The organism is Parablautia muri (assembly GCF_009917485.1).
Taxonomy (GTDB): Bacteria; Bacillota; Clostridia; order Lachnospirales; family Lachnospiraceae; genus Suilimivivens; species Suilimivivens muri.
Genome location: NZ_QZDT01000013.1, coordinates 18891 through 31095 on the forward strand (window position 1 = coordinate 18891; position 12205 = coordinate 31095).

The 12205-nt window shown below is 42.8% G+C and carries 13 protein-coding genes; 2 read left to right on the forward strand and 11 right to left on the reverse strand.

Going from position 1 to position 12205, the window contains the following annotated elements; genetic code table 11:
• The first annotated feature begins 13 nt into the window (after positions 1-13).
• Together D5281_RS09455 and D5281_RS09460 are read left to right on the forward strand one after the other, a co-directional pair.
• Positions 14-1312 (forward strand): alcohol acetyltransferase, encoded by a 1299-nt coding sequence (locus tag D5281_RS09455; RefSeq protein WP_160559922.1) that lies wholly within the window; start codon positions 14-16, stop codon positions 1310-1312.
• Positions 1313-1402: 90 nt separating this feature from the next.
• Positions 1403-2107 (forward strand): DUF6320 domain-containing protein, encoded by a 705-nt coding sequence (locus D5281_RS09460; protein ID WP_160559923.1) that lies wholly within the window; start codon positions 1403-1405, stop codon positions 2105-2107.
• Between the two features lie 220 nt (positions 2108-2327).
• Here the strand turns inward: D5281_RS09460 and rny are convergent, their stop codons facing one another.
• The 11 genes from rny to D5281_RS09515 form a co-directional block, all read right to left on the reverse strand.
• Positions 2328-3875 (reverse strand): ribonuclease Y, encoded by a 1548-nt coding sequence (rny, locus tag D5281_RS09465; protein ID WP_160559924.1) that lies wholly within the window; start codon positions 3873-3875, stop codon positions 2328-2330.
• Between the two features lie 141 nt (positions 3876-4016).
• Positions 4017-4640: a regulatory protein RecX gene (locus D5281_RS09470; RefSeq protein WP_160559925.1), complete on the reverse strand. Its 624-nt coding sequence runs from the start codon at positions 4638-4640 to the stop codon at positions 4017-4019.
• A 91-nt stretch (positions 4641-4731) separates the two neighbouring features.
• Positions 4732-5853: a recombinase RecA gene (gene recA, locus D5281_RS09475; RefSeq protein WP_160559926.1), complete on the reverse strand. Its 1122-nt coding sequence runs from the start codon at positions 5851-5853 to the stop codon at positions 4732-4734.
• A gap of 410 nt (positions 5854-6263) precedes the next feature.
• A complete protein-coding gene (locus D5281_RS09480; RefSeq protein ID WP_160559927.1) occupies positions 6264-7178 on the reverse strand; it encodes a hypothetical protein in 915 nt (304 codons plus the stop codon).
• Between the two features lie 70 nt (positions 7179-7248).
• Positions 7249-7749: a CinA family protein gene (locus D5281_RS09485; RefSeq protein WP_160559928.1), complete on the reverse strand. Its 501-nt coding sequence runs from the start codon at positions 7747-7749 to the stop codon at positions 7249-7251.
• Positions 7750-7768: 19 nt separating this feature from the next.
• Positions 7769-8302 (reverse strand): CDP-diacylglycerol--glycerol-3-phosphate 3-phosphatidyltransferase, encoded by a 534-nt coding sequence (pgsA, locus tag D5281_RS09490; protein WP_160559929.1) that lies wholly within the window; start codon positions 8300-8302, stop codon positions 7769-7771.
• Between the two features lie 119 nt (positions 8303-8421).
• Positions 8422-9744: a 30S ribosomal protein S12 methylthiotransferase RimO gene (rimO, locus tag D5281_RS09495; RefSeq protein WP_160559930.1), complete on the reverse strand. Its 1323-nt coding sequence runs from the start codon at positions 9742-9744 to the stop codon at positions 8422-8424.
• 300 nt (positions 9745-10044) lie between these two features.
• Complete coding sequence (rpoZ, locus tag D5281_RS09500) at positions 10045-10275, reverse strand: DNA-directed RNA polymerase subunit omega (protein WP_160559931.1); 231 nt, start codon at positions 10273-10275, stop codon at positions 10045-10047.
• Positions 10276-10403: 128 nt separating this feature from the next.
• Positions 10404-11024: a guanylate kinase gene (gmk, locus tag D5281_RS09505; protein WP_160559932.1), complete on the reverse strand. Its 621-nt coding sequence runs from the start codon at positions 11022-11024 to the stop codon at positions 10404-10406.
• Entirely contained in the window at positions 11014-11274 is a 261-nt protein-coding gene (locus D5281_RS09510; protein WP_160559933.1) for a DUF370 domain-containing protein, read from the reverse strand. The genes gmk and D5281_RS09510 overlap by 11 nt, the downstream gene beginning before the upstream one ends.
• Entirely contained in the window at positions 11267-12145 is an 879-nt protein-coding gene (locus D5281_RS09515; protein ID WP_160559934.1) for a YicC/YloC family endoribonuclease, read from the reverse strand. The genes D5281_RS09510 and D5281_RS09515 overlap by 8 nt, the downstream gene beginning before the upstream one ends.
• Positions 12146-12205 lie beyond the last annotated feature (60 nt).

Below are 12205 nucleotides of genomic sequence, written 5' to 3' on the forward strand. Positions count from 1 at the left end.
AGGGCCTGTTCCTATGGGAAAAAACCGTGAGCCCAAAATCTGGTATAAGCTGGACTTATCGGCCATTGTTTACCCTACTTTGCAGCGCAGGGACTTTTCTTCTGTTTACCGCTTGTCAGTGGTACTAAAAGAACCTGTAAGGCCGGATATCCTGCAGCAGGCCGCTGACATTACGCTCACCCGTTTTCCAACCTACAAGACAGCTATCCGAAAGGGATTATTCTGGCGGTATTTAGAGCCTAATAACCGCCCCGGTCCATTTGTGCAGGAGGATATTCGCAATTTTTGTATGCCTATGCCATTTAAAGCAGGCAGCCGTTACCTGTTACGTCTTTATTATTACGGCTGCAGAATTTCTTTGGAAGCCCACCACTGCCTTGGAGACGGTACCGGCGGCATGTGCGTCCTACAGACACTCACAGCGGTCTACTTAAGGCTTCTTGGCCACTCTGTCTCCAACGGCTATTTCGTGATGGATGTTGATCAAGCGCCCGACCCTGAGGAGCTTGAGGATGCATACATGCGTTATGCGAACGCAAAAGTATGTCCCGCCCGCCCGGGTGAAAAGACCTATCGTGTAAGAGGTACCAGAGAACCCTTTTATACCTTTAACGTAATTGATGGAATTTTATCGGTTCAGGAAGTAAAAAAGGTTGCGGATGCCTATCATGCCACTATCACAGAATATTTAAATGCTGTTCTGTTATATGCCCTTTTGCAAAAGCAGCAGTCCGAATGGCATTTAAAACTGCGTCCAGTAAAAATTGCCATGCCAGTAAACCTGCGGCGCTTTTTTCCCTCCAAAACGCTGCGGAATTTTATCACCATGGTCTATCCCGCCATAGACCCCAGACTTGGAGAATACACCTTTGAAGAAATTGTAAATCAAGTGCACAATTACATGCGATATTATATCAATGAAAAATTCCTGAAGGGGGATATCACAACCAATGCCAATACCCAGCGCAATCCTTTTATTCGTGTTGTCCCACTTTTTATAAAGGATTTTGTAGTCAGGCAGTTTTATACTCGTGTACAGGATAAAAATTCCTCTGCCGGGCTTACCAACATTGGAGCTCTTAAAGTGCCCAATGACATGAAGCCCTATATCGACCGTTTTGATATTTACATGGGCCAGCCCTTTTCCTCACGCACCAACTGCGCCATTGTAAGCTTTGAGGATGTACTGACCATCAACTTTGCAAGCAGTATTATGGAAACGGATGTGGAACGGTTTTTTTTCAGAAAACTGGTAAAGGATGGGATACATGTGACCATAGAAAGCAACCGCGAAAATTTGCAGGAAATATGAAAAATATAAATAAACAATCCTGTGTTTTTTAATCATACATCTAAGCTTACATGTAAATTGGCAGATTACCCAAAAGAATGGAGGATGATTATGGCATATTGCGTAAACTGTGGTGTGGAGCTTGAGCCTTCTCTTACGGAATGTCCACTCTGCAACACACCTGTTATTAATCCCAAAGAATTATATCAAACAAAAAAAACCTCTCCCTACCCCAAAGCAAAGGGGCAAGTGGACGTGGTTAAGCGAAAAGACCTTGCAATTCTTACCAGTACCGTACTGATTGCTACCTCTCTCAGCTGTCTTTTGCTTAACCTTTTCGTATTTCCAAATAGTCTCTGGTCGCTGTTTATCATTGGCGCCTGTTTAGTTTTATTTGTGCTTGTATTTCCTGCCGTAATATATACCAAGCTTCCTATCTATATTTCTCTCTTATTTGACGGCGTGGCCGTAGGATTTTATTTGTATATGATAACCTTCAACACTGCCTCCAACAAGTGGTTTATAAGACTTGCCCTGCCCATTGTTGCCCTTGTTACCATTCTGGTAGAAATTTTTACTTTATTACTTCGCTCTTTCCCAGTTTTCTTTCTCACCACAGCTTTGTACTTTTTCGCCGAAATTGCATTTTTGTGTGTTGGAATTGAATTGTTAATTGCCCATTATTTAGATGCTCCCCTTAAACTGGTCTGGTCCGCCATAGTCCTCACCGTGTGCGGCGTGATTGAAGTAGTACTCCTTACCATATTGTCAAGAAGCAGATTGCGGGATGCCATGCGTAGAAGACTGCACTTCTAGCAGCAAAATACCTATACGAAAGGATGATAGCGATTCTTTCGAACCTATCGACTGCTACGTTTTACAGAGCGAAAGCGCGGTGACGCTGGAATATTTGTTATTTCCAAGCGTCCTCTGTCTACCGTGTGGAAAGTAACTATCATTCAGGATATGACAGTAAATATATAAAAAAAGTATTGAAAATTTTCTATTCTCAATACTTTTCTTATTTTACATTATTCTATTTTGCATAATCTACTACTCTCGATTCTCTGATTACATTTACCTTAATCTGTCCCGGATATTCCAATTCAGCTTCAATCTGTTTGGAAATATCTCTGGCTAAGAGAACCATATCGGAATCAGTAATCTGTTCCGGAACTACCATTACACGAATCTCTCTACCTGCCTGAATAGCAAAAGATTTATCTACACCTTTAAAATTGTTTGTGATATCTTCTAACTGTTTTAGTCTGCTTGTATAAGTTTCCAGCGTTTCTCTTCTCGCTCCCGGTCTCGCTGCAGATATTGTATCAGAAGCTTGTACAATACATGCAATCAATGAATGAGGCTCCACATCGCCATGGTGGGATTCCACCGCATTGATAACTATCGGTGATTCCTTATATTTCCTGCACAGCTCAACACCTAACTGAATATGAGAACCTTCCATTTCATGATCCACAGCTTTACCAATATCATGCAAAAGACCTGCCCTTTTCGCCATCCTTACATCAAGGCCGAGTTCGGATGCTAACAATCCTGAAAGCTGAGCTACTTCTATAGAGTGCTTTAATGCATTCTGGCCGTAACTCGTTCTAAATTTCATCTTACCAAGTAATCTTACAAGCTCAGGATGAACGCCATGTACGCCCACCTCTAAGGTCGCAGCCTCACCTTCCTCTTTAATCATGATATCAACTTCTTTTTGTGCCTTTTCAACCGTTTCCTCAATTCTAGCCGGATGGATACGTCCATCCACAATCAGCTTCTCAAGAGCGATTCTTGCAACTTCCCTTCGGATAGGATCAAATCCTGATAAAATTACAGCTTCCGGTGTGTCATCGATAATCAAGTCAACACCTGTCAGCGTTTCAAGGGTTCTGATATTTCTGCCCTCTCTGCCTATAATCCTTCCTTTCATTTCATCATTGGGAAGCTGGACTACAGAAATTGTAGTTTCGGATACATGGTCAGCCGCACATTTCTGTATTGCTGTTACCACATACTCCTTGGCTTTCTTGTCTGCTTCTTCTTTGGCGCGACTCTCCATTTCCTTGATCATCACAGCCGTTTCATGCTTTACTTCATCTTCAACAATTTTTAATAAGTATTCCTTTGCTTGTTCGGAGGTCAAACCTGAGATTCGTTCCAGTTCCTGTAATCTTTGTTCATTCAGCTTTGAAACTTCGGTCCTGAGCTTAGCTACTTCTTCTTCCTTAGCCGCCAGGCTTGCTTCTTTTTTCTCAATCGCCTCTGATTTCCTATCGATGTTTTCTTCCTTCTGCTGAACTCTGCGTTCATAGCGCTGCGCCTCGGCACGGCGTTCCCTGATTTCCTTGTCCAGTTCGTTTTTGGTACGAATGGATTCTTCCTTTACTTCCAGTAAGGATTCACGCTTTTTTGTTTCAGCAGTTTTCAGTGCTTCATCAATAATCTCGCGCGCCTTTTCCTCGGCATTGCCAAGCTTAGTCTCCGATACTTTTTTGTAGTAATTCATTGACAAAGCCCATACCGTAGGAGCCGCCACGATCAGTGTGACGATGACTGCAATCAAAACCTGCATCATCTTACAGGAGCACCTCCTTATTTAGTTTTCATTGTACCCTGATCTATATAGAATGTATGTAATAAACCATGACACGAATGATATGCATGTTTATTCTAATGAAACATTCTAAAAGCAATCTACAACACTTAAATTTTAAACTCAAATAATTGTTATGTCAAGTGAAAGTGCATTTCTTATATTTTCAGCCGCAAATCCTTTTCGATATAGAAAAGCCACCATCTTCTGTTTTTCCTTAAAATCAGCCGTTTGAGCCGCAAAATGTTTTTTTTGCATCCATTGAAAAATTTGTTTTTTCTCCAGCTCTTTTTTATCCTCTCCTACTATACCCTCCCACATCCGCTCAATGATTTCTTTAGAGACTCCTTTTACTGATAAATCCATGTAAATCCTGTTTTGGCTTTTTATTTCCTTATTATATTCTATATAATCAGCAGCATACCGCTCATCATCTATATAGCCAAAGGATATCACATAATCTAATGCTTCTTTTATAATGCCATCAGGATAGCCCCCTTTTTTCAACTTTTCCTCCAGTTGAAAAGCTGTGTAGGAACGGCTCTTTAGCAGATTCATTGCCCGCAGCTTTGCCCTCTTTGGCAGTACCTCTTTCATGATTTTTTGGTAGCTTTCCTCGTCAAGCTCCTGGTTTTGTTTTATTTCATAGGCACGTACTTCACCTTTGTATAAAACAAAGGTGAATGTGTCATCTATCTCTATTTCTAATCTGGATTTGTCGATTTGCTTAATATCCGTTACTGTCATCTGTCACCACACTTCGCCTATTTTGCTTATTATGATAGAACTGAAGAAGCATTCTGGTTTAAAACCGCACGCAAATTAGATCTTTTTCATTTTATTTTTCTGCTTCTTCGGTTGTTTTCTCTTTTCCTGTTTCAGCCGACTTTTTGGCTGCTGCGGTTTTGCCTTTTCCTTCGTTGGCTTTTTCTTTTCCTGCATCGGGAGACTTTTCTTTTATGGTGTCCTGAAATCCATAGTGCTCTCTCACTTTTTCACATATTTCTTCATAAATTTCCTGATTATTTTTCAAATACTGTTTAGCGTTTTCCCGCCCCTGTCCAATCTTATTTCCGTTATAGGCATACCAGGCGCCGCTTTTATTGACAATATTTACATTTGCAGCCAAATCAAGCACATCGCCTACGGTTGAAATACCCTCACCAAAAATAATGTCAAACTCCGCTTCTTTAAAAGGAGGTGCAATTTTATTCTTCACCACCTTGACCCTCGTTCTGTTTCCAATGGCCTCGCCGCTTTGTTTGATGGCTTCGATTCTGCGCACATCCAGCCTTACGGAAGAATAAAATTTAAGCGCGCGCCCACCTGTGGTAGTCTCCGGATTGCCAAACATAATTCCTACCTTCTCACGCAGCTGATTGATAAATATAACCGTACAGTTGGATTTGCTGATAACCGCCGTCAGCTTACGAAGGGCCTGAGACATAAGTCTTGCCTGAAGGCCTACATGGGAATCCCCCATATCGCCGTCAATTTCCGCCTTGGGAACAAGCGCGGCAACCGAGTCCACCACGATAATATCAATGGCTCCTGAGCGAACCATAGTTTCCGTAATTTCCAGCGCCTGTTCTCCATTATCAGGCTGGGAAATATAAAGATTATCCACGTCCACCCCTATGTTCTTGGCATATACAGGGTCAAGCGCATGTTCCGCATCAATGAAGCCTGCAATACCGCCCCTTTTTTGGACTTCCGCAATCATATGCAGGGTAACGGTAGTCTTACCACTGGATTCCGGTCCATATATCTCAATAATTCTTCCCTTCGGTATTCCGCCAAGTCCCAGCGCTATGTCCAGACTCAGCGAACCGGTCGGAATCGTCTCCACGTTCATCCGTGCGGAAGAATCTCCTAATTTCATCACCGCACCTTTTCCAAACTGCTTCTCAATCTGCCCTAAGGCCGCATCCAATGCTTTTAATCTGTCTTCTTTTTCCATAGAAATCCTCCGTTCTTACCATCCCAATCAATCTTTAACACTATAACCGGCTTTTCCTTCAGCCTATATCTCTGAAACGCTGTCACGCTTTTCATGACAACATATGAAGTTGAGAACATTTGTTCTTAATCACTATAAAACAAACGTTCGGTTTTGTCAATGAAATATTGTATTTCATTTATTAAAACTTATTATACAGGTTTAAATGTCCAATAAAACTCCCTCAAAGGCATCTTCCCCCTTTCTTTTTGCTCTTTTGCTTTGGATGATTGGCAGAAAATGCCGGATATGCAAAGCAGAATCTCACGCCGCCCCGAATTAGTCAGCGAAGAATTATGAATGTGCAAGGCGCTGGTAATAGCTCCGGCAAGCCTGGCTATTACCAGATTAAATCCTTGAAAATAAGCTCTCTAAAAATGGCTTTGATACTCCTGATAGTCCTGATAGGTCACCGTCACCCAGCCATAGTAATAGTTAAACCCCACCTCCATGCCCAGCGGTGTGTAAAAAATAATCAGGCTGGAATCATCTGTAAGCAGCATGGTAATATCCTGGTCTGAATACATGGAAAGGGAATCAATTTTACCATTTTGTTTTTCACAGCGGTCTCGGAAATCAATGGAAAATGCATCATCAATATGAAGCATCTGGGAATTGGTCAAAGCCATCCCGCTTTCCATATCTATATTCACGGAAATGATGTAGGTTTCATAAGTGGAGCCGTTTAACAAACCCTTCTCCGCATAGATAAGGCTGAGAATATCTTCATCCATATAGGTAACATAGCTTTCCGCTTCAAACCGAAAGCTTTCTTCATCGGAAATCCATTCCGACACTGACTCCATATATTCTTCTACTTCCTCAATCTCCTTTTGTATAATATGATTGATACTTTCAGAGTCAATCAGCTCACCGGTTACCACCGGATAATGAATTTCCATGGAAAGATTTTCTTTTGGTATACTGGTATGTGTCTCAAACTCTATCTGATAAGATAAGTCCTCCCGTATGGCGTCATGAATTTCGTAATACGCCTCCTCACCATACCCATTGTCATATCCATAATCGTCCGGCTCATCATTATGATCATCTTCCGGAAAGTTTTTATCCTCACGTGCTCTCTCTGTCCGCTCTCTGTCCGCTTCCTGGCGGCTATCCTCACGCTGCCGTTGTATTTTTGCTTCGTTTATGTATGTTCTAACCCGCGTATATTCTCTTACAAACTGATACACCCCTATATACAACGCCACCAAAAGAACAATAGCCCCACCGATACTGCCAAATACCACTGCTATTATCTTTCCGGAACTCCACTTTTTCTTCATCTAATCCTCCCTGCATTTAACAGCTGCAAATTTTTCATCCAGAAGCTGACTTGTAAAACATTGCAGCGCTTCATGTTTCCAGCAGGCAGCGGTAAAGCTGCATAAGGGCTGCCTGCGTAGTCTGTCTGCGAATTTCCAGCCTGTTCCCATTAAAATGATTCTCCGTAACAACAATCTTTCCATCTACAAAACACCCGATGTATACCAGTCCCACAGGCTTTTCCTGTGTTCCACCACAAGGCCCTGCAATGCCTGTAACCGCTATCGCCACATGGGCCATTGCTGCCTTCGCCGCACCTGCCGCCATCTGCTTTGCCACCTGTCTGCTGACAGCTCCCCATGTTTCCAGTGCTTTTTCCTCAACGCCAAGAAGTTTATTTTTGGCCGAGTTAGCATATGTGACATAGCTCTCCTTAAACACATCTGAAACCCCCGCCACATTTACTATCGTTGAAGCAATCATGCCGCCGGTACAGGACTCTGCGCAGGTTATCTGCCATCCTTTTTCTTTCAATTTGCCGACTATCTTTTCCTCAATACATTCACCCTGCTGCAATTTTTCCTCTGGCATTGTTATATCGCTCCTGTTTTTATTTATTTTCTTTCATAACATCCTTATTTTTCATCACATAGTCCGCCAGTGACACTACTGTCAAAACAACTGCAATCCAAACCGCAATCTGCGTCAGTAAATGAAGTGCAGGCAGATCCGCAATCAGAAGACAGACTGCAATCATCTGAAAAGTAGTTTTAAATTTTCCCCAATAGCTTGCAGCAATCACCACTCCATTGTCCGAAGCAACCAGCCTGAATCCGCTGATGATAAATTCTCTGGCAATGATAATGATAACCATCCATGCCGGTATCTTATGCAGCTCAATCAGACAGATTAACGCGGAACAAACCAAAAGCTTATCCGCAAGAGGGTCCATAAATTTCCCAAAATTCGTTACAAGATTGTATTTTCGCGCTATCTTCCCGTCTAAAAGATCCGTGAGGCTGGCAAGCACGAATATGGCAAGCGCGATCCATTTGTCATAAGGGGTAATTGGAATCAGTAAAAAAACAATGAAAAAAGGAATGAGTATTACCCGGAACATGGTAAGTTTATTTGGCAAATTCATACTTTAAATCCTCCCTGCTGCCAAACGCCTTGCCCATCAAGTCTGGCAGGGCGCCGGTTCAATTTGTTATGACCACATAAGTCAATCTATATTTCAAAAACAATCCGCACAAGTCAAGGTTATAAAATCTCACCTATCAAATCATATTCGTTGGAGCCTGTTATACACACCTTAACCAAGTCACCACTCATGAGTTGTCTGTCCGTGTTTAAAAAGAGATAGCCGTCCACCTCCGGAGCATCCTTGTAAGTACGCGCTACATATACATCTTCTTCTGCTTCCTTCCCTTCAATCATAGCCTTCAAATGCCTGCCCACCATCTGCCCGGCCTTGTCAAAAGCTATTTCCTGCTGTAATTCCATGATTTCATTCCTGCGGCGTTCCTTCACATCTTCCGGTATCTGATCCAGCAGCCCGGCAGCCGGCGTATTTTCTTCTTCGGAATAGGTAAATACCCCAAGCCTGTCAAACTCCATTTCATCCACAAAGCCCATGGTTTCCTCATGGTCTTGTTCGCTTTCTCCCGGGAATCCGCTTATCAGGGTGGTACGAATACAAATATCGGGAATTTCTTTCCGAAGCTTTTCAATCATTGTTCGAATCTGCTCCGTATTCGTCCTTCTTCCCATACGTTTCAAAACCTTATCGCTGCCACTCTGTACAGGTATATCCAGATAATGACAGATTTTTTCTTCTTCCTTGACAACCTGTATCAGTTCATCTGTGATTTCCTCCGGGTAGCAGTAAAGAATCCGAATCCAGGAAAGCTCCCGTATCTTACAAAGCTCCTTTAGCAATTTTGGAAGGCACTTCTCTCCATACAAATCTTTGCCATAAAGAGTAGTTTCCTGGGCTACCAGTATCAACTCCTTCACGCCTCCCTCAGCAAGCTCCCTGGCCTCCTTTAGTAAATCCTCCATGGGAATGCTGCGGTAATTTCCCCTTACCTTGGGGATAATACAATAGGTACAATGCTTATCACAGCCTTCCGCTATTTTTAAATATGCATAATGCCCTCCTGTGGTCACCACACGTTTCATACCGCCCACAGGCGCTTTTTCAAGGGATTCCAATTGATTTTCCGGTGTTCCACAAAGCGCTTTTTCAATGGCATTCCCAATCTCTAATATAGCCGTTGTACCAATGACAGCGTCCACCTCCGGGATTTCCTGCCGGATTTCATCTCTGTAGCGCTGGGCCAGGCATCCTGCCACAATCAGAACTTTCGTCTGTCCAGTCTTTTTCAGTTCGGCCATCTCTAATATTGTGTTTATACTTTCCTCTTTGGCGTCATTGATAAAACAGCAGGTATTGACCACAATTACATCTGCCTGCGTCTCATCATTAGTAAAGGTGTAGCCTTTCCCGGCTAACGCACCCAGCATCACCTCAGAGTCCACCAGATTTTTATCGCATCCCAGCGAAACAAACAATACTTTCATATTCCTATTCCTTACGCTGCCAATAACCTGCAAATTGAAATACATTTTAAGCTGCCAGCAGCTTGCCGACTGCAAGAGTCAATTTCAGGTACCTTACAGCATATTGACTCTCGCGGTAAAATTTAAGGACTATAAGACTTTTTTAACTTTTCACCGTAAAAAAGCCATAATCTCATGTTCAATCTTAATTTCGATTTATATAAATTGCATAAAACGCTGACACGGCACTTTGCGTGGCAGCGTTATCTCTTTTGGCCAAATACCCCTGATTTTCATGCATGGGGAATTGACAGACCGATTTTATTCTTCCGTTAAAATTTTTATTTTTCCCTGGTTTAGTTCTTCAACTGCAATTGATAAGGGTTTTTCATCTTTCGCATTAACCAGCGATTCTTCCCCTGAAATAATCTGCCTTGCCCTCTTAGAGGTGGCCATCACAATTGAATATCTGCTGTTTACCACAGGTGCCTCTCCTGGCAAAGCGTCACTGTTTACTACCTTCATTAAATCGGAATAAGATGGATGTAACATATTTTACCTCATTTCTGCACGGCATTTTTTCTATAATAAGCTTGTGCATGCCGCGCTGACACAAGCCCGCAGCTCAAATGCTGCCGCTTTTCACAGGGCAGCTTATTGAACGGAACGCTCTTAGTATATTACAAAGTCCCAAGTTCCTTTTTCATTTTTTCTATAAACTCCCCATTTCTTACTGGGGCATAATGTGCCGCCCGTATTAACGAATGCATCTCCCTGACGCATTCCTCCAGCTCGTCATTGATTACAATATAATCGTACTCCTCAATGCCTTCGGCCTCCTCACAGGCCCTCCTTAGCCGTTTCTTAATGACCTCCTGACTCTCCGTTCCCCTTCCTTCCAGACGCTTTTTCAGTTCTGCAACGCTGGGGGGCATAACAAACAGCAGCAAAGCCGTAGGAAATTTCTTTCTCACCTTGAGAGCTCCCTGAATCTCTATTTCCAGAATAACATCCTTCCCTCTCTCAAGCTGTCTTTCCACATATTCTCTGGGGGTCCCATAGTAATTGTCACAGTAGCTGGCGTATTCAATCAGGCCATCTTTTGAGATTTTATCCTCAAATTCTTCCTTGCTGACAAAAAAGTATTCTTTTCCTTCTTCCTCTCCCGGCCTTGGTTCTCTGGTGGTCATGGATATGGACAGCGCATAATTCTCATAGGAGCGCACCATCTGCTTCATAAGCGTGCCCTTTCCCGCCCCGGAAAAACCTGAAACTACAATTAAAATTCCTTTATGGTTCATTATCATCTCTGCTTTCTGCCTGTGCCCTCTGCGCAATGGTCTCCGGCAGGAGCGCTGAGAGCACCAGCTGGCTGTTTTCCATTACAAGCACTGCTTTTGTTTTTCTTCCCTGTGTGGCATCTATGGCGGTTCCTGCCTCCCTGGCTCTTTGCACCAGACGCTTGACCGGCGCTGAATCAGGACTTACGATTGCTATAATTTTACCGGCATTTACAATATTGCCAAACCCTATGTGAATCAGTTTATTCAATGTTCTGAATCTGCTCCCTTACCTTTTCAATTTCCGTCTTTAATTCTATCGCCCGGTTGGATATTTCCAAATCGCCGGATTTTGACAAAATCGTATTGGCTTCCCTGTTCATTTCCTGGGCAATAAAGTCCAGCTTTCTTCCTATACTCCCGCCAAGAAGTAAGGTGTCTTTCGTGGTTTCAATGTGGCTTTTTAGCCGGACCAGTTCTTCATCCACGCAGACTCTGTCTGCAAAAACAGTGACCTCCATCAAAAGTCTGTTTTCATCAACCTGGGCATCCCCTAAAAGCTCTTTGACCTTATCTTCCAGTTTTTTTCTGTATTCTTCAACAATCTGCGGTGAACGCTCTGTAATGAATGTCACATGCGCAAGCATGCCGTCAAGCTTTTGTAAAAGATCCTTCCGCAAATGCTCTCCCTCTTGAATCCTCGTCTCCACAAATCCTTCCGCCGCGCCTTTAATAGCCTTATCAAGAAGCAGCCAGAGCCTCTCCTCATCAATGCCCTGTTCTTCCATGGTAAAAATCTCCGGATATTTGGAAAGAGCGGAAATCTTCACATCATTTTCCAGCGAAAAGTCCTCCGCCATCTGGTTTAGATAGCCCATATACTCGGCCGCCAATTCTTTGTTGTACTTTACGCACACATTGGTCTCCGTATAATCTTCATAGGTAATAAAGAGGTCTACTTTTCCTCTCTGGATATATTTTTTTAGCTCGTTTCTGATGGATGTCTCGAAAAAGTTAAGCTTCTTCGGCATCTTAATGTTGATATCCAGATACCGATGATTGACTGATTTCATTTCGACCGTAATTTTGCGTTCGGCCTCCTGCACCTCACATCTGCCAAACCCTGTCATGCTTTTAATCATACGAATCCTCCATTCTTACATCAACCCGCATATTTGAATGCCTGTTTTTAAGGTGTTTTC

Bases quoted from the DNA above. Each gene is read 5' to 3' on its own strand.
- rimO (WP_160559930.1), bottom strand. From the start codon at position 9,744: ATGAAAGTATTGTTTGTTTCGCTGGGATGCGATAAAAATCTGGTGGAC.
- D5281_RS09515 (WP_160559934.1), bottom strand. From the start codon at position 12,145: ATGATTAAAAGCATGACAGGGTTTGGCAGATGTGAGGTGCAGGAGGCC.
- recA (WP_160559926.1), bottom strand. From the start codon at position 5,853: ATGGAAAAAGAAGACAGATTAAAAGCATTGGATGCGGCCTTAGGGCAG.
- D5281_RS09480 (WP_160559927.1), bottom strand. From the start codon at position 7,178: ATGAAGAAAAAGTGGAGTTCCGGAAAGATAATAGCAGTGGTATTTGGC.
- pgsA (WP_160559929.1), bottom strand. From the start codon at position 8,302: ATGAATTTGCCAAATAAACTTACCATGTTCCGGGTAATACTCATTCCT.
- D5281_RS09455 (WP_160559922.1), top strand. From the start codon at position 14: ATGGGAAAAAACCGTGAGCCCAAAATCTGGTATAAGCTGGACTTATCG.
- rpoZ (WP_160559931.1), bottom strand. From the start codon at position 10,275: ATGTTACATCCATCTTATTCCGATTTAATGAAGGTAGTAAACAGTGAC.
- D5281_RS09485 (WP_160559928.1), bottom strand. From the start codon at position 7,749: ATGCCAGAGGAAAAATTGCAGCAGGGTGAATGTATTGAGGAAAAGATA.
- gmk (WP_160559932.1), bottom strand. From the start codon at position 11,024: ATGAACCATAAAGGAATTTTAATTGTAGTTTCAGGTTTTTCCGGGGCG.
- D5281_RS09470 (WP_160559925.1), bottom strand. From the start codon at position 4,640: ATGACAGTAACGGATATTAAGCAAATCGACAAATCCAGATTAGAAATA.
- rny (WP_160559924.1), bottom strand. From the start codon at position 3,875: ATGATGCAGGTTTTGATTGCAGTCATCGTCACACTGATCGTGGCGGCT.
- D5281_RS09460 (WP_160559923.1), top strand. From the start codon at position 1,403: ATGGCATATTGCGTAAACTGTGGTGTGGAGCTTGAGCCTTCTCTTACG.